This is a genomic window from Paenibacillus sp. MSJ-34 (genome assembly GCF_018918005.1).
Taxonomy (GTDB): Bacteria; Bacillota; Bacilli; order Paenibacillales; family Paenibacillaceae; genus MSJ-34.
This window is the reverse complement of record NZ_JAHLPR010000024.1, coordinates 1-17,381: the sequence shown is the minus strand read 5'-3', so window position 1 is coordinate 17,381 and position 17,381 is coordinate 1. Positions and strand designations below refer to the sequence as shown.

Sequence of the window (17,381 nt, the reverse complement as noted above, 5' to 3'; positions counted from 1 at the left end):
TTGGCCCTTGAAAGGCGGCGGCTTCTTGACCGGTCGGTTGCCGTACGAGTAGAGGCGTTCCGGTTCGCACGCCGTTACCGTGTCAGAGTGAACAACCGTCTGGAGCCGGCGATATGCCGTAAGCTCACGTAAACAACGGGTGTTAATTAGGGTGGTACCACGATTCCTCGTCCCTTTGCGGACGGGGATTTTTTGTTTTCGTTGAAAGAAATTAAAGGAGTTGGAAACGATGAATACGGACATGATGCTGGAAACGTTACAGGAACAATTAAATCATATAGATTTGGAATTAATTCATATTTTGAACCGGCGCGAAGCGACGATGCGCGAAATCGAACGCGCGCAAACCGGCGATGAGCTGGCTGTACGCTCCGTGCACGAGGACGAAGTCGCCGCGACGTTACGGCAGTCGTTCCCGGCTTTGGCCCCAGCGGCGAAGCCGGCGAAAAGCAAGCGCACGCTGCTTGTCAGCCGGGAAGCGCGAAGCGTTGACACGGTTCTGCATATTAAGGACGCGGTAATCGGCGGCGGTGCGAACTGCCTCGTGGCCGGCCCGTGTTCGGTGGAAAGCTACGAGCAAACCCGCAAAGTGGCGGCGGCGCTGAAGGAGAACGGCGTTCGCATTATGCGGGGCGGCGCTTACAAGCCGCGGACGTCGCCGTACGATTTCCAAGGTCTCGGCGTCGAAGGGCTGCAAATTTTGCGGGAAGTGGCCAATGAATTCGGCCTCGTCACGATCAGCGAAATCGTGCATCCGGCCCATATCGAAACGGCGGCGCAATATATCGACGTCATTCAGATCGGTGCGCGCAACATGCAGAACTTCGAATTGCTCAAGGCGGCCGGCGATATGCGCATGCCGGTGCTGCTGAAACGGGGAATCGCCGCGACGATGGAAGAGTTTCTGCTTGCCGCCGAATATATCGTCTCGCGCGGCAATACGCAAGTGATGCTGATCGAACGGGGCATTCGCACTTACGAGAAATGGACGCGGAACACGCTGGACATTTCGGCCGTGCCGCTGTTGAAGCAGAAGAGCCATTTGCCCGTGCTCGTCGACGTCAGCCATTCGACCGGGTACAAAGATATTATGCTCCCATGCGCGAAAGCGGCGCTTGCCGCCGGCGCCGACGGCGTCATGGTTGAGACGCATCCCGATCCGGCCAGCGCGCTGTCCGACGCGGAGCAGCAATTGACGCTTGAGCAGTTCGCGGAGTTTTTCGCCGGGTTGAAGCAATCCGGATTGTACCGCGCGTGAATGCCGCGCGAAAGAAGATAAGACCGCCAACGGGTAGATCCCGTTAGACGGTCTTATGTTTCGTTTGGAGCTATATAGCGGCGGTTCGAGTGGATGCGGTCGGTTCGGTGCTGCGGACTGCAGTGCGTTTTACGTCCATCGTATACGTAACTCCAATTTCTACCGCTAATTCGTGTCATGTTCGCATAAAACGATCATTAGATGGAAAACCCGGCGCTAATCCCTTGCTATTCGATGAAACGCCGCAAATTTTCGAAATTAGCTCCATGAAATACCGCTATTTAACGCTCCACATATCAGCTAAACAAATTAACGGCAGGAAATACCGCTAATAAGGAAGCGCTGCGTTGGTATTTGCCGGCCCAGCAGCGCTGTCATTTTCCTTGTGGTCTCGTTCGCTTTGCTTTAAAGCGCGGCGCAACGTAATTGCGCTTGCGGTCCCGGAAAAAAATCCATCCTCCGATAAAAAAGACGCCGCCGAAGAACAGGACAAGCCCGCCGAGGAACTTCAGCCATTCGAAATCCGGCACGGCCGATTCGTCGCCGTGCTGCGCGAAATAGAAGAAAAGGCTGTCTTTCATCAATAAAAAACCGTAGGCGGCAACGATGCCGGGAATCACCAATAACAAAATGGCGATAAACCGTGAAACAACTAATTTCATGTCCGACCTCGCTCAACTGAAATTTTGATACGTCTATCATACTCTTTTTGCAAAATGTTGTCTAACGATGGCCGGTGTTTTTATTCAACATAAAAAAGTTGTACAATAGGTGGATAAGCAACGAATAAGTATTAACGAATGAAATGAAGAACTTCACTCACGGCATGGACAAGGCCAATGTTCCGAAACGGGATTTGTTCGATGCCGATGTAGCAATTGGTTCAACGACACGATTATGGGAGGTTTGATGTATGACTCTTACTTACGACGTTGCCGTACTCGGCGGAGGAATCGGCGGTTATACGGCGGCCATATCCGCCGCTCAAGCGGGGAAGACGGTTGCCATTATCGAGAAGGATTTGTTGGGAGGAACTTGCTTGCATCGCGGCTGCATTCCAAGCAAATCCTATTTGCGAAGCGCCGAATTGTTCGCTGCGATGAAGGAGAGCGAGCAGTACGGCATCGTTACGGATGGCGTTCGTTTGGACTTTGGCAAAGTTGCGGAACGGAAACAGAACATCGTCGATCAACTGCATCGCGGTTTGCAATATTTAATGAACAAAAATAAGATCGACGTACTGCAAGGGAAAGGTCGCATTATCGGACCGTCGATCTTCTCGCCGAAGAGCGGCGCATTGGCCGTGGAGCTAGCCGACGGCGAGATGGAAACGGTCGTTTCAACCAATTTGATTATCGCGACAGGGTCCCGTCCGCGCGAACTGCCGGGCTTGCCTTTCGACGGCGTCCATGTCATGTCCAGCGACGACGCGCTGCGAATGAGCGAGATTCCGGAATCCATCGTCATCATCGGCGGCGGCGTAATCGGCGTGGAATGGGCGTCAATGCTATGCGATTTCGGCGTTAGCGTAACGATCGTCGAAGCGGCTCCGCAGTTGCTGCCGGCCGAAGACGGAGATATTGCGCGCGAATTGCAGCGGTTGCTGTCCCGGCGCGGAGTCAAGGTGCTCACGAACGCGGCTGTGGCTGCGGATACATATCGAACCGACAACGGGCAAATCGTAATCGAGGCTTCGCATGAAGGGCAGCCTGCAACGTTGAAAGCGGACAAGCTGCTTGTCTCGATCGGCCGCCAGGCGAATGTGGAGCATATCGGCTTAGAGAATACCGATATTCAAGTGCGTGACGGCGTCATTCTTGTCAACGGCTCGATGCAAACGACGGAGCCGCATATTTACGCCGTGGGCGACGTGAACGGCGGTTTGCAGCTGGCGCATGCCGCCGGGCATGAAGGCTTATTGGCGGTGAAGCATTTGAACGGAGAAGCCGTGCAGCCTTATGCGCATCATTTGATTCCGCGCTGCATCTATTCGCGTCCGGAAGTGGCGTCCGTCGGCTGGACCGAGAAGCAAGCCTTGGAACGGGGACATGCCGTGAAGAAAGCGAAAGTGCCGTTCTCCGCCATCGGCAAGGCGCTCGTATACGGCGATAGCGACGGGTTCGTCAAAGTAATCGCCGACAGGAACACGAACGATATTCTCGGCGTACACATGATCGGCCCGCATGTGACCGATTTGATCTCGGAAGCGCAGTTGGCGCAAGTTTTGGACGCGACGCCGTGGGAAGTGGGACAATCTATCCATCCTCATCCTACCTTGTCCGAAATTATCGGAGAAACGATGCTTGCGCTTGACGGAAAGTCGATTAATATTTAACGGAAGCGAAATCGTAAAAAAGTTCATTTTCTTTTTTGGCGGAAAGAGAGTATAATAAGTTTAAACCCAAGTCTTAGTACCAGGTTATAATACCAACATTGGGTTTCAAACAAAGGAGGTATCTCCATGAATCAAAAAACGATCGAACAACAACAAACGAAGCATGAGCAGCTCGGTTTAACTGACGAGCAAGTGATTGAAATGTACAAATATATGCTGCTCGCCCGGAAATTCGACGAACGCACGCTGCTATTGCAGCGTGCGGGGAAAATCAATTTTCACGTATCGGGAATCGGGCAGGAATGCGCGCAAGTTGCCGCGGCATTCGCATTGGACCGCGAGCACGATTATTTCTTGCCGTATTACCGCGATTACGGGTTCGTCCTCTCCGTCGGCATGACGGTCCGCGAACTGATGCTTTCCGTCTTCGCCAAGGCGGAGGATCCGAACAGCGCCGGCCGGCAAATGCCGGGCCACTTCGGCTGCAAACGGCTGCGCATCGTAACGGGCTCAAGCCCGGTGACGACGCAACTGCCGCATGCCGTCGGTTTCGCGTTGGCGGCCAAAATGAAAAAGCAAAATTTCGTTTCTTTCGTCACATTCGGCGAAGGCTCCAGCAACCAGGGCGATTTTCATGAAGGATGCAATTTTGCCGGGGTTCAAAAGCTCCCAGTCGTTATTATGTGCGAGAACAATCAATACGCGATTTCCGTGCCGCTGCATAAGCAAGTGAGCGGGAAAATTAGCGATCGGGCTCTCGGTTACGGATTTCCGGGCGTACGCGTCGACGGCAACGATACGCTGGAAGTGTACCGCGTCGTGAAAGAAGCGCGCGAACGGGCGCTTCGCGGGGAAGGGCCGACGTTGATCGAAGCGATGATGTACCGGCTTTCGCCCCATTCGACATCGGATAACGATTTGGTGTACCGGACGAAGGAAGAGGTCGATTCTTACCGGGCCAAGGACGGGATTCCCCGTTTTAAGCAATATTTGATCGAATGCGGCATTTGGGACGAGAAGCGCGATGAAGAATTGCAGGCCCGGTTGCAGCAAGAAGTGAACGAGGGGACGGATTATGCGGACAAGGCGCCGTTTCCGAAGCCGGAAGATATGCTGCTGCACGTTTATGCGGATAGAGGAGGGGAATAGGCATGGCGGTTATAGAGTATATCGATGCAATTCGCCTCGCCATGAAGGAAGAGATGGAACGCGACGAGGATGTGTTCGTGCTCGGCGAAGACGTCGGGTTGAAGGGAGGCGTCTTCACAACGACGAAAGGCTTGCAGGAGCAATTCGGCGAGATGCGGGCGCTGGATACTCCGCTCTCCGAGTCGGCGATAGCGGGCGTTGCGATTGGCGCGGCCATGTACGGCATGAAGCCGATCGCGGAAATGCAATACTCCGATTTTATGTTCCCGGCCACGAATCAAATCATAAGCGAGGCGGCGAAAATCCGCTATCGTTCCAACAACGATTGGAGTTGCCCGGTAGTGATCCGCGCTCCGATCGGGGGCGGCATATTTGGCGGTTTATATCATTCGCAATGTACGGAATCGGTATTTTTCGGCACGCCCGGCTTGAAGATCGTCGCTCCTTATTCGGCATACGACGCCAAAGGATTGTTGAAAGCGGCGGTGCGCGACCCGGATCCGGTACTCTTCTTCGAGCATAAAAAATGCTACAAGCTGATTAAAGGCGACGTTCCTGACACGGATTATATCGTGCCGATCGGCAAAGCGAACGTCATTCGCGAAGGAACGGACATTACGGTCATCGGCTACAGCTTGCCGCTGCATTTCGCGATGCAGGCGGCGGACGAGCTTGCGCAGGAAGGAATCAGCGCGCATATATTGGATTTGCGCACGCTTCAGCCGCTCGATAAAGAGGCGATTCTGGAAGCGGTCAAGAAAACGGGCAAGGTGCTGATCGTTCACGAGGACAATAAAACCGGCGGGGTAGGAGCCGAAGTGTCGGCCATCATCGCCGAGGAACTGCTGTTCGATTTGGACGCTCCGATTAAGCGGCTATGCGGGCCGGATGTGCCGGCGATGCCGATCAGTCCGCCATTGGAGAAATTTTATATGTTAAACAAGGACAAAGTGAAAGAAGCGATGCGGGAGCTTGCATTGTTCTAGGACGGTTCGGATCCGAACAGGTTCGAACAGCCAAATAAAGGAGTTGAGTAACATGTCATCGAATAAAGGGCTAGTAGAAGTTGCCATGCCGCAGTTCGCGGAATCCCTTGTCTCGGCTACCATCGGCAAATGGCTGAAAAAGCCGGGCGATACGGTCGAGCAGTACGAGCCGGTGTGCGAAGTGATCACCGATAAAGTGAATGCGGAGCTGCCTTCGACGGTAACCGGCGTTTTGAAAGAAATTTGGGTCGAGGAGGGCCAGACGGTCGATGTCGGCACGCCGATCTGTGTCATCGAAACGGCCGGAGGGAATCATGAAGGCGAGGCGCAAACGGCAATCGCGCCGCCTGCCGCTTCCGCGGCTCCGAACGGCGGAGATCAGAGCATGCGCAGCCGATATTCGCCGGCGGTCCAGCAACTGGCAGCCGAGCACGGCATCGATTTGCGGCAAGTCCCCGGAACGGGATTGGGGGGACGAATTACGCGCAAAGACGTTTTGAGCTACATTGAAAACGGCAACCCGGCTCCGGCGCCAACGCATGCCGGCTCTGCCGCCGGCGGATTCGCGGGTGCGCCTGCCGCTTCCGCGGGGATCGACGAAATGGCGTTAGCCGCCAAAGCCCCTGTGCGCCATTCCGGGCTGCATTTGTCCGAAACGCCGAAAATTCCGCATATTGAAGTAGAGGGCCAGAACAACTTCGGCGGAGGCCGGGGAGAATACTTTATCGACGTTACCCCAATCCGGAATACGATCGCTACCCGAATGCGCCAAAGCGTTGCGGAAATTCCGCATGCTTGGACGATGATCGAAGCGGACGTCACGAATTTGGTATTGTTAAGAAATAAATATAAAGACGAATTTATGCGCAATGAAGGCGTTAATTTGACTTATCTCGCCTTTTTCCTTAAAGCGGTCGTCAACGCCATTAAAGATTATCCGATTATGAATTCGGTGTGGGCGGTTGACAAAATTATCGTGAAACGCGATATCAATTTATCGCTCGCCGTCGGTACGGAGGATTCGGTGTTGACGCCTGTCATTAAAAAAGCGGATCAAATGAACATCGCCGGATTGGCGCGCGAAAGCTACGAATTGGCGAAGAAAACGCGGGAAGGCAAGCTGTCGATTAACGATATGCAAGGCGGAACGTTTACGGTGAACAACACCGGTTCGTTCGGATCCATCTTATCTTATCCGATTATCAACTATCCGCAGGCGGCGATTGTAACGTTCGAATCGATCGTCAAGAAGCCTGTCGTGATCAACGATATGATCGCCGTTCGCTCGATGGCGAACATTTGCTTATCATTGGATCACCGGATTTTGGACGGCGTCATTTGCGGCCGTTTCCTGCAGCGCTTGAAAGACAATCTGGAAAGCTACGACCTCGATACGCAATTGTATTAAAAGGAAGGAACGTGCAGCGAAGATGAGCAAGCAATTGGACGTACGCTATTTTCCATTACTCGATTATGCGGAAGCTTGGGAGATGCAGAAATCTCTAGTCAAGGAAATCGACGGTGCGAAGCGGAATGAGACGCTGCTGCTCTTGCAGCATCCGGCCACCTTTACGATCGGTTCGCAGAAGCATCCCGAGCATCTGCTCTGGAACGAACAACAATTGCGCGATAAAGGCATCGCGGTATTCGAAATCGATCGCGGAGGCGATATTACGTATCACGGGCCGGGGCAACTCGTCGGCTATCCGCTGCTTGCGCTCGACGCCGAGAATATGGATCTGCACGGATATTTGCGGAACTTGGAGCAAGTCATTATCAATTACTTGGCGAAATTCGGCATTACAGGCGGGCGCAAGCCGGAATATACCGGCGTTTGGGTCGGCAACGAGAAGATTGCCGCCATTGGCGTCAAATTCAATAAGCGCCGGCAGCGCCGAGGGTTTATTACGAGCCATGGGTTCGCCTTTAACGTTGCATCGGGGATTCAGCATGAAGGCTTCACCGGAATCATTCCGTGCGGGATCGAGGAATACGGCGTCACATCGCTTGAGGATTGTACCGGGCAGCGATTCGCCGTGCAGGATGTGGCAAGGGAACTGCTGCCCTGCTTCGTCGAAGTGTTCGGTTACGAACCTGTGATCGAAGGCGGACTAGTATAAAAGCGGTTCGACCAGAATCAGCAATGTGGATACGACCATGGCGAGCAGCATTAAGTAAATGACGAGACGGAACCAAAATTTTCTTCTTTTATTCATGAACGTTTCTCCTTTGCAATATAATACGGAAGTTTTGAAGTTAGGCATGCGGTCCAAGAATAACATCGGACAAATCTATTGTAACCTATCTGGTCGATTGGAGGAAAGTCGCATGATCGTGCAAGACCGAATTGTGCAACAACTTGTTGAACTGGTGCAGATCGACAGCGAAACGCGAAACGAACGGGCCATATGCGATGCATTAATCGAAAAGTTCAACGAACTCGGCCTATCCGTCGATGAGGACGATACCGCTGCGCGCACCGGGCACGGGGCGGGCAATTTATTCGCCGTCCTGGAAGCGACGCCGGGACAGTCGGACGTCCCGACCGTGTTCTTCACGGCCCATATGGACACGGTGGCCCCTGGCCAAGGCATCAAACCGGTTATCGGCGCGGACGGGTACATACGCAGCGACGGCACAACGATCCTGGGCTCGGACGATAAAGCCGGTTTGGCCGCGATTCTCGAAGCGATTCGAGTGCTGCGGGAACAGGACATACCGCACGGCAAAATACAGTTTGTCATTACGGTTGGGGAAGAATTAGGTCTGGTAGGCTCGCGCGCAATCGACCGCAATCGTCTGGAAGCGAAATTCGGCTTTGCGCTCGATTCCAACGGCGAAATTGGCGAAATTGCCGTGTCCGCTCCGGCGCGGGCGGAAATTACGATGAAAGTATTCGGGAAATCGGCGCATGCCGGCGTCAACCCCGAGGATGGAATCAGCGCGGTGCAGGTGGCAAGCAAGGCGATTTCGCGGATGTCGCTTGGCCGCATCGATAAGGACACAACCGCTAATATCGGACGCTTCGAAGGCGGCGGCGCCACGAATATCGTGTGCGATTTCGTGAAGATTGACGCCGAGGCGCGCAGCATGGAGCAGGCTAAGCTCGACCGCCAACTGGCGGCGATGAAGGAAGCGCTGGAATCCGCGGCGGCGGAATTCGGCGCGCGCGCCGAATTTATAAGCAATCTCGCATACCCGGCATTCCGCCTTACGGATGACGATGAGGTCGTCCGACTCACGTCCGCGGCGATCGCGAGCATCGGCAGGCAGCCGAGCACGTTCCAGACCGGAGGCGGCAGCGATGCCAACATTTTTAACGGGATGGGCATTCCGACCGTCAATTTGGCCGTCGGTTACGAGGACATCCATACGACCAATGAACGCATCAAGATCGAAAACTTGGTGAAGACAGCCGAGATGGTCGTGGCGATCGTGCGGGAAACGGCGAAGCGACGGTAGAAATATGCGGGACTGAGCGGGCGCTCAGTCCTTTTGTTGATCGCAGCTTACAGAGCCGATCTTTTTCCGTCGGCGGTTTGCGCAGCGGTAGGATTGTCGGAGGCTTCCGATATTTTAAATTTTAACGAGTACAACGCGGCGATGGCGATCATTGCGGCGGACACAAAATATGCCGTCATGAGGGACGTCGATTTCATAATGAACCCGGACGAGGCGGACCCGAGCAGAATGCCTCCCGTAATAATCGGAGCAAGAATGCCGCTCGTCCGCCCGACATATTTCTCTTCGACCCATTGGATCATAAACATGTTCATCACGATTTGAAAAAAAGCTTGGATCATGCCGACCAGAAAACGCATCGATCCCGTCAGCACAACGGAACGGGACAGCACCTCCACGGCAATCGACGCCGCCAGCGCCAAAATGCCGGCAAACATGACAAGCTTGGCATGCGAGCGCAGCCATTCCGAGCTTCCCGCCGCAACGGCGCCGCCGATTAGAAGCCCGATTCCCGCCAAAGCGTAAAACCATTGCAAACTTTCTTTTTCCAATCCAAGCCGTTCCATTAAAATGTAAACGTCCAACGGTTCGATGAGGCCGATCCCGAGTCCGAACAGCGCCATCACGACAGCCAACACCGTCAAGTTGCGATGATTGAGAACATAGACGAGTCCTTCGCGCATATCGCGGATTAACGAAGAAGACGTCTCGGACGAATCGCGGGGCGAAGGGGGGAGGGCGAACTGAATGAGCGCCGCGGATGCAAACAAAATCATTAACGCGATCATCGAGTAATGAATGCCGAGCGAAGTATAGATCAACGTTCCGATCATCGGCCCGACGATGAGAAATATGGACATCAACCCTTGCGTGATGCCGATCGCAATCCCGACTTGCGCATCGGGAATATGCCGTTTGAACAAGATCGCCGAAGAAGGCTGAGAAAATTGGCTGACGACAGCGGAAACGACCGTAGCGACGAATGCCGCTTGCCATATGCCAGAGACGATACAAATCAAAATAACGGCGATCGAAGCGGAACTCAACAAATCGCCTGCGATGACCGTTTTCTTCGGATTCCAGCGGTCCGCCAGCGTTCCGCCGACGATCGAGAAGAGAAAAATCGGCAATAATTGAAATACGGTAATCAAAGATACGGCTACAGGGTCGTTATTGGTTTGTTCCATCACGTAGAACAGTACGGCGATGTTGCGAATCCAAATGCCCATTTGCTGGATGAGGTCGGCTATTGCTACGATACGAAACACTTTGTTTTGGATAAGAGATTTCATAGATGATCCCCTTTCGTTATAATTAATCTGACCATTCAGTTTAATTATTTGCGAAAATAAAACGGAAAAAGCTCTGCTAGGGCTTGATTCCGTTTAAAAAAACGTCGATCGCCTTGCGATGCAACGCGACTACTTTATCATAGGATGGCTCTCTTATTAAAGTCGAGCCGACACCTGCAAGCATGCCGAACAAAATATCCGTTAACTTGTCCGTGTCGTCTTCTTTAAACTCGCCTCCGTTCATGCCGTCCTGCAACACTTTGATGAAAATCGGCCTTGGCATGTAAGATATTCGCAAAATAGATTCCAATACTTCCGGATCGGCACCCCGGCTGCCGGCGAATTCCTCTCCGGCTTTCATCAACGGATTGTTAAAATCGTCCGCGAAATGCTCCGCCAAACGGTAAAGGCGTTCCGTTTCGGTCCGAAGCGGGGCGGAAATCGCATTCCACTTATCAATCCATTCGTTCATGTTGATGTCCAACAACGTAATAAACAATTGTTCCTTGCTCTTAAAGTGATAGTAAATGCTGCCTTTGCTGATACCGGAGCGGATGCGGATTTCTTCCATCGAGACGGCGCCGTAGCCTTTTTGGCTGAACAATTCTTTGGCGCATTGAATGATGATGCTTTTCGTTTGTTCCGTTTCCTCCGGCCGTCGTCTGGCCATGACATCGACCTCTTTCCTAATAATCTGACTGTTCAGTTTAATAACAGAATACAGGAAAGCGCCGGAAAATGCAATCATGGAGGGGTTATCGCCTTTCAGGCCCCAATCGGCGATCCAATTCTCGCCGCAGGCTGGCGTTCGGTCCGCTCCGTTTCGCCCATTGCCGGAGATGATGGCGTATTTCCCATGCTTTGCCTACAAGCCTCATTTGGTTGGACGCGACATAACTTTTCATACGAAAGTCTCCTTCTCTTGCCCGGATTTGATATAATAACAACGTATGCTATGTTTGGACAAGTTATGCGAACCGGCAACAACGTAGAATTGCCATTGGAGGTGCAAGCTGTGAACAATCATCGAAAATTCGAAGAAAAGACGATTAAGACCGAGAAAATCTTTCAAGGGAATATCATATCGCTGCAAGTCGATACGGTAACGCTGCCGAACGGGAAGCAGGCGACAAGGGAAATCGTGAAGCATCCGGGCGCGGTAGCCGTGCTCGCGCTGCATGCCGACCGAATGATCGTCGTCGAGCAATACCGGAAGCCGCTGGGCAGAAGCGAAGTGGAAATTCCGGCGGGCAAGCTGGATCCGGGAGAGGAGCCGCATCGCGCGGCCGAGCGCGAATTGGAGGAGGAGACGGGCTACCGCTGCGAATCGCTGCGGCTCATCAACTCCTTCTATACGTCCCCGGGTTTCGCCGACGAAATCATCCATTTGTATCTTGCGGAAGGGCTGGTTCCGGGCGCCATGCGGCTGGATGAGGACGAATTTCTCGAATGCGAAAGCATTACGCTCGAGGAGGCGCAGCAATATATCGCCGAAGGGAAAATTAGCGACGCCAAAACGATATTGGCGGTATACGCTTGGCAGATATACCGGTTGACGGGGCAGATCGGATCATGAGCGGCCAAGGATCGATGCCGAACCGTTCGGAGCGGGAAGGATCGCAGGCTCGCAATAAAGCTGGCTTGCGTTCGTTCTATGCCGATTTGCATATTCATATCGGAAGAACCGGCAAGGGCAATGCGGTCAAAATTAGCGGCAGCAAAGATCTTACGTTCGCGAATATCGCGCACGAAGCGTCGGAACGCAAAGGGATCGAATTGATCGGCATTATCGATTGCCATGCGCCGTCGGTGCAGGACGATATTATCCGCTGTCTCGACAACGGCGAAATGCATGAGCTTCAGGACGGCGGCATCCGCTACCGCGATACGACGATTCTGCTCGGCAGCGAAATTGAAGTGCGCGATCCGGGAATGGGCGAAGCGCATGTGCTGGTCTACTTCGCCAAGCTTGAGACGATGCGGGAATTTACGCTCTGGATGTCGCAGCATATGAAAAATGTGGAGCTCAGCTCGCAACGCATTTACGTGCCGGCAAGAAGGCTGCAGGAGGAAGTTGCCGCGCGCGGCGGATTGTTCGTTCCGGCGCATATTTTCACGCCGCATAAAGGGATTTACGGGAGCGCCTCGAACCGTATGGCCGATCTGCTTCATCCGGACTTGATCGCGGGAGCCGAACTCGGCTTGAGCGCGGATTCGGAAATGGCCGGCTATATTGCCGAACTGGATCCGTATCCGTTGCTGACGAACTCGGATGCGCATTCGCTTGGGAAAATCGGGCGGGAATATAACGAACTTCTGCTGCGTGAGCCAACGTTCGCCGAATTCCGCCTTGCGCTCGCGGGGAGGGAAGGCCGGCGCATTGCAGCCAACTACGGTTTGAATCCGCGGCTCGGCAAATACCATCGTTCCTCCTGCATCCAGTGCGACTCCATTATCGACGAGCGGGAGCATGCGCATGTCCGCTGTCCGTATTGCGGCAGCGCCAAGCTGGTGCATGGGGTGCTGGACCGCATTCTCTATATCGCCGACAGGGAAACGCCGCGGGTGCCCGCGCATCGGCCGCCATACCGTTATCAAGTACCGCTCGACTTCATACCCGGATTGGGCAAAAGCAAGTTGAACGCGCTGCTCGCGCGATTCGGCACCGAGATGAACATCCTGCACCGGGCGGAACTTGCGGAAATTAGCGGCATCGTCGGCGAGCAAATCGCGGAGCATATTATTCAAGCGCGCAACGGCACGCTGGGCATCTCTTCCGGCGGCGGAGGCTCATACGGCAAGGTCCTTCGTTCGTAAAGGTCATAGTTTGGCCGCTTCTCTCATATTTTAATAGAAATAGACAAGAAGAGAGGAGCCGGAAAACGATGCAGCCGCTGCGCAACTATTTGAAAGATCAGATGATTTTGTATGTTTTTGTGTCCGTCTTATTCGTCGTAGGCGTCGTGTTCGGATCGCTGATGGTGAACGCGCTGTCCCTGGACCAACAGCAGGAGCTCGGCCGTTATTTGGGCCACTTTTTCAGCACCGTCGATCAAGGAGGAGTGAGCGGAGAAAGCGCGTTTTGGGATACCGCGATGGGCCATGTGAAGTGGATTGCGATCATTTGGATTTTGGGACTGTCCGTGGTTGGGCTTCCGTTCATCCTAGTGCTTGATTTTATGAAAGGGGTGCTTGTCGGCTTTACCGTCGGGTATTTCGTCGGGCAATATTCGTGGAAGGGATTGTTGTTTGCGCTTGTGTCGGTCGCTCCGCAAAATATTGTCGTCATACCGGGCATTATTATAAGCAGTGTAGCGGCGATCGGCTTTTCGCTGTACATGCTCAGAAACCGGGTGCTCACGCAGCGCAGAGGGCAGATCAAGCAGCCGTTTGTGTCATACTCCGCATTAACGCTGACGATGGCCGTCGCGATGGTCGGCATCGCCTTGTTCGAAGCATGGGTTTCTCCTGTTATGATGCGATGGGTTGCACCGATGCTGCTCGAGAGCGTGGCCATGGTACGAATCTAGCAAAATGTTTGACTTTAATTGCGTTATCCCCCTATAATGAAAGCAATGATAAAGGAACGCGTGAATGCCGGCAAAAGGGGGCGTACAGATGGAAGCACGAATCGAGAAAATAAAACAGCAGCTTCAGTCGCAAGGCTATAAATTGACGCCGCAGCGCGAAGCGACGGTGAGGGTGCTGTTGGAGAACGAGGACGATCATCTGAGCGCGGAAGATGTGTTTATGTTGGTAAAAGACAAGGCGCCGGAAATCGGCTTGGCCACCGTCTATCGTACGCTTGAATTGCTTAGCGAGCTGCATGTCGTAGAGAAATTGAATTTCGGCGACGGTGTGGCTCGGTATGATTTAAGGACGGACAGCAGCAAACATCATCATCACCATTTGATATGCGTGCAATGCGGCGCGATGGATGAAATTCGCGAAGATTGGCTATTGCCGCTCGAAGAACGGTTGGAGAAAGAATTTCATTTTACGGTGATCGATCACCGTCTCGATTTTCAAGGAATTTGCCATCGCTGCAATGCGAAAGCGAAATCGGAGGAGTAACGACCTCTATCACTCATGAGAAGGCCCGACGGAATGCATGTCGGGCCTTCTCATATCCGATTTTTGCGTTTGGCGGGCCGGCGATTCCTCACATTCGCGCGGAGCGTCGGCGAGCGCAGCTTCACCGTCCGCGGTTTCGCCGCATGCAGATTTGCATGCACCCTGTCTGCGGCGCGGTCTGCTTGGACAAGACCGCTGCCTTGCGCTCTTCGCGAAGATCCCCTGAGATGGAGCGCGGTGGAAGCGAGAAGGTTGCGGATTTGCGAAGGCGAAAGGCGCGGATTCAGCCGCAGCAACAATGCGGCGCTTCCGGACACATGAGGGGCGGCCATCGACGTGCCCGAGCGCGTGCCCGTCCCTTTGCCGACTTTCAGCGACAAAATGTCGACCCCGGGCGCGGCTACGTCGACTTCTTGGCCGCGGCTGCTGAAGGAAGCGATTTTGTTGTTTCGGTTGGACGCCGCCACGGCGATCGTCTCCGGATATCTGGCGGGTTCGTCGATGCGGGTTGCATCGGACCCGTTATTGCCGGCCGATGCGACGACGACGATACCATGCCGATTCGCTCTGCGTATGCTTCTACGGAGAGCGGGACTGTTGCCGATAATGCCGAAACTCATATTGATAACATCCATGCGACGATCGATACACCATTCGACGCCTTCGATAATATCGGAAACGAAGCCGTTGCCGTTCTGATCCAACGCCTTAACGGCATATAATTTGGCGCGGGGCGCCACCCCGGTTATACCGCTGTTTATGCCGCGCGCCGCCGCGGTTCCGGCGACATGAGTCCCATGTCCGTTATCGTCGTGGAAGGAGTTTCGCGGATTGATCGTATTGATGCCTCCGGCAACTTTCAGATCCGGGTTCGGACCGATGCCCGTATCAATGACGCCGATCCGGATACTCTCTCCCGTCGAACGCGGCCATACGCTCGGAGAGCCGATGCGGCGCACGCCCCAAGGAGTACTGGAGCCGCTGACGCGCGCTCCTTTCCGCTTTGGAAAACCATGCGCCCTCGCTTTGACATCGGCTTCGACCCGCCGAATTTTGGAATGGTTTTGGGCCACTTGCGAAACTTTATTGCGGTCAACGTGGCAACATACCATATTCAGCGATTTAATTGTTTTAATCGGGGTTATTCCGTTTTTTTTCAAGAGCCGTATATACTGGGAGTAGCTTTTGCGGTCTTTTAGAATGATAAGTTGCCGCGTCGTTTGCTTGGAAGGTTTGGCATGAATCATCGCTAACATTCGATCACGCTTACGCATTTCTTCTCCGCCTTTATATCGTAATTTCGTCTCGTCATTTACTCTATGTGGACGAAAGCCGCTTTGTGATTGCCATTCGCGGCCATATCAAGGCATGGCGGAGAAACGGGCATCTATCACACATAATCGGGCGGCCGATTGGAGAACGTATAATAGGAAAAGAAAGCGGTTGTTATTCTGGGTTTGCAAACATAGGTTGAAGTATCCGGTTCATGAATTCGGTTATAAGGAAGGAAGCGAAAGGCATGAAGATCGGGATACCGAAAGAAATAAAAAATAATGAGTTCCGGGTTTCGTTGACGCCGGCCGGAGCAAGCGCGCTAAGCGGCGCAGGCCATCAGGTGCTGGTCGAGCGGGGAGCAGGCGCGGGGAGCGGATTTGCCGACGACGAATATGCGGCGGAAGGGGCGGCCATCGTACCGTCCGCTCCGGACGTATGGACGCAGGCCGATATGATCATGAAAGTGAAGGAACCTCTGCCCGAAGAATACGGTTATTTCCGCAAAGGGCAAGTATTGTTCACATTCCTGCATCTGGCTGCTGCGGACGCTTTGGCGGAAGCGTTGATCCGCAGCCAAGTAACGGGGATCGCTTATGAGACGATTCAGCTTCCGGGCGGCGGCTTGCCGCTGCTTACGCCGATGAGCGAAGTGGCGGGACGCATGTCCGTTCAGGTCGGCGCCCGTTTCTTAGAAGCGTATTACGGAGGGCGGGGCATGCTGCTTGGGGGCGTGCCGGGAGTGCCGCCTGCCGACGTCGTCATCATCGGCGGCGGAACGGTCGGGACGAATGCCGCCAAGATGGCGCTTGGCCTAGGCGCTAGCGTTACAATCGTCGAAAGAAGCGCGGATCGGCTGCGTTATTTGGACGATATCTTCGGCGGCCGAATTCGGACGGTCATGTCGAATCCGTATCATATCGCGCGCGAAACGCAAAGGGCCGATTTGTTGATCGGTTCGGTGCTCGTACCCGGCGCGAGGGCGCCCAAGCTCGTCAGCGAAGCGATGGTGGCGAAGATGAAGAAAGGCGCCGTCATCGTCGATGTCGCCGTCGACCAAGGCGGTTCCATCGAGACGATCGACCGGGTAACGACGCATGACAATCCGGTATACGAGAAATACGGCGTCATCCATTATGCCGTAGCGAATATGCCCGGCGCGGTCCCCCATACGTCGACGTTCGCCCTGACGAACGCCACATTGCCTTATGCGTTGGAAATCGCCGGCAAAGGCGTGGAACGCGCAATCCGGGAGAACGCCGCCTTGATGCAAGGCGTCAATACGTATAACGGCAAAGTGACGCATCAAGCGGTCGCCCAGGCGCTCGGCCGAACGTACGAACCGCTGTTGCCGTAACGAACAACCCGTCTTTTGTGCGCATTGACCGGCATAATTTACGGGACATGTTCATACGATGTGGTAATTCATTTCAACCTAAATTTCGAAAGTACCGTTCATTGAAAACATAAAAAAGTGCCCAAATCTTTGGTAGAATGGTGTTTGTCGAGAACACTACACCCAAAGAGAGGAGCACCTTTTAGGTGAAGTCTAC

General features: G+C 53.8%; 18 protein-coding genes. 12 read left to right on the top strand and 6 right to left on the bottom strand.

Annotated elements, in window-relative coordinates; genetic code table 11:
- Positions 1-229 precede the first annotated feature (229 nt).
- Complete coding sequence (locus KQI79_RS13360) at positions 230-1,258, top strand: bifunctional 3-deoxy-7-phosphoheptulonate synthase/chorismate mutase (protein ID WP_216538745.1); 1,029 nt, start codon at positions 230-232, stop codon at positions 1,256-1,258.
- A 374-nt stretch (positions 1,259-1,632) separates the two neighbouring features.
- Here KQI79_RS13360 and KQI79_RS13355 read toward each other — a convergent pair whose 3' ends face one another.
- Positions 1,633-1,920: a DUF2627 domain-containing protein gene (locus tag KQI79_RS13355; RefSeq protein ID WP_216538744.1), complete on the bottom strand. Its 288-nt coding sequence runs from the start codon at positions 1,918-1,920 to the stop codon at positions 1,633-1,635.
- A gap of 251 nt (positions 1,921-2,171) precedes the next feature.
- Here KQI79_RS13355 and lpdA point away from each other — a divergent pair, with 251 nt between their 5' ends.
- From lpdA to lipB, 5 genes are all read left to right on the top strand, one after another.
- Positions 2,172-3,593 (top strand): dihydrolipoyl dehydrogenase, encoded by a 1,422-nt coding sequence (gene lpdA, locus KQI79_RS13350; RefSeq protein ID WP_216538743.1) that lies wholly within the window; start codon positions 2,172-2,174, stop codon positions 3,591-3,593.
- 126 nt (positions 3,594-3,719) lie between these two features.
- Positions 3,720-4,742: a thiamine pyrophosphate-dependent dehydrogenase E1 component subunit alpha gene (locus KQI79_RS13345; protein ID WP_216538742.1), complete on the top strand. Its 1,023-nt coding sequence runs from the start codon at positions 3,720-3,722 to the stop codon at positions 4,740-4,742.
- Positions 4,743-4,744: 2 nt separating this feature from the next.
- Positions 4,745-5,728, top strand: a complete 984-nt coding sequence (locus tag KQI79_RS13340) for an alpha-ketoacid dehydrogenase subunit beta (protein WP_216538741.1) — start codon at positions 4,745-4,747, stop codon at positions 5,726-5,728.
- A 52-nt stretch (positions 5,729-5,780) separates the two neighbouring features.
- Entirely contained in the window at positions 5,781-7,136 is a 1,356-nt protein-coding gene (locus KQI79_RS13335) for a dihydrolipoamide acetyltransferase family protein (protein WP_216538740.1), read from the top strand.
- Positions 7,137-7,158: 22 nt separating this feature from the next.
- The gene (gene lipB / locus KQI79_RS13330) at positions 7,159-7,848 is read left to right on the top strand and encodes a lipoyl(octanoyl) transferase LipB (RefSeq protein WP_216538739.1); all 690 of its coding nucleotides are present in this window, start codon (positions 7,159-7,161) and stop codon (positions 7,846-7,848) included.
- On the opposite strand, the gene prli42 is transcribed toward lipB, so the two are convergent.
- Positions 7,840-7,944, bottom strand: a complete 105-nt coding sequence (gene prli42 / locus KQI79_RS13325) for a stressosome-associated protein Prli42 (RefSeq protein WP_216538738.1) — start codon at positions 7,942-7,944, stop codon at positions 7,840-7,842. The genes lipB and prli42 overlap by 9 nt on opposite strands.
- Before the next feature lie 112 nt (positions 7,945-8,056).
- On the opposite strand from prli42, the gene KQI79_RS13320 reads away from it, so the two are divergent.
- Positions 8,057-9,190: a M20/M25/M40 family metallo-hydrolase gene (locus KQI79_RS13320; RefSeq protein ID WP_216538737.1), complete on the top strand. Its 1,134-nt coding sequence runs from the start codon at positions 8,057-8,059 to the stop codon at positions 9,188-9,190.
- A 47-nt stretch (positions 9,191-9,237) separates the two neighbouring features.
- Here KQI79_RS13320 and KQI79_RS13315 read toward each other — a convergent pair whose 3' ends face one another.
- The 3 genes from KQI79_RS13315 to mciZ all read right to left on the bottom strand — a co-directional run bounded on the left by KQI79_RS13315 (position 9,238) and on the right by mciZ (position 11,387).
- The gene (locus tag KQI79_RS13315; protein WP_216538736.1) at positions 9,238-10,482 is read right to left on the bottom strand and encodes an MFS transporter; all 1,245 of its coding nucleotides are present in this window, start codon (positions 10,480-10,482) and stop codon (positions 9,238-9,240) included.
- A 76-nt stretch (positions 10,483-10,558) separates the two neighbouring features.
- Positions 10,559-11,152 carry a TetR/AcrR family transcriptional regulator gene (locus KQI79_RS13310; protein ID WP_216538735.1) on the bottom strand — a complete coding sequence of 198 codons (594 nt, stop codon included), beginning with the start codon at positions 11,150-11,152 and terminating at the stop codon, positions 10,559-10,561.
- An 85-nt stretch (positions 11,153-11,237) separates the two neighbouring features.
- On the bottom strand, positions 11,238-11,387 hold the full coding sequence (gene mciZ / locus KQI79_RS13305) for a Z-ring formation inhibitor MciZ (RefSeq protein ID WP_216538734.1): 150 nt from the start codon (positions 11,385-11,387) through the stop codon (positions 11,238-11,240).
- Positions 11,388-11,497: 110 nt separating this feature from the next.
- On the opposite strand from mciZ, the gene KQI79_RS13300 reads away from it, so the two are divergent.
- The 4 genes from KQI79_RS13300 (at position 11,498) to fur (ending at position 14,556) form a co-directional block, all read left to right on the top strand.
- Positions 11,498-12,058: an NUDIX domain-containing protein gene (locus tag KQI79_RS13300; RefSeq protein WP_483311386.1), complete on the top strand. Its 561-nt coding sequence runs from the start codon at positions 11,498-11,500 to the stop codon at positions 12,056-12,058.
- 14 nt (positions 12,059-12,072) lie between these two features.
- On the top strand, positions 12,073-13,299 hold the full coding sequence (locus KQI79_RS13295) for an endonuclease Q family protein (protein ID WP_216538810.1): 1,227 nt from the start codon (positions 12,073-12,075) through the stop codon (positions 13,297-13,299).
- A gap of 68 nt (positions 13,300-13,367) precedes the next feature.
- Entirely contained in the window at positions 13,368-14,012 is a 645-nt protein-coding gene (gene spoIIM, locus KQI79_RS13290) for a stage II sporulation protein M (protein ID WP_216538733.1), read from the top strand.
- A gap of 88 nt (positions 14,013-14,100) precedes the next feature.
- Positions 14,101-14,556, top strand: coding sequence for a ferric iron uptake transcriptional regulator (fur, locus tag KQI79_RS13285; protein WP_216538732.1), 456 nt, complete (start codon positions 14,101-14,103; stop codon positions 14,554-14,556).
- A gap of 50 nt (positions 14,557-14,606) precedes the next feature.
- Here fur and KQI79_RS13280 read toward each other — a convergent pair whose 3' ends face one another.
- A complete protein-coding gene (locus tag KQI79_RS13280; protein ID WP_216538731.1) occupies positions 14,607-15,830 on the bottom strand; it encodes a S8 family peptidase in 1,224 nt (407 codons plus the stop codon).
- Between the two features lie 245 nt (positions 15,831-16,075).
- Here KQI79_RS13280 and ald point away from each other — a divergent pair, with 245 nt between their 5' ends.
- Positions 16,076-17,185 carry an alanine dehydrogenase gene (ald, locus tag KQI79_RS13275; protein ID WP_216538730.1) on the top strand — a complete coding sequence of 370 codons (1,110 nt, stop codon included), beginning with the start codon at positions 16,076-16,078 and terminating at the stop codon, positions 17,183-17,185.
- Positions 17,186-17,381 lie beyond the last annotated feature (196 nt).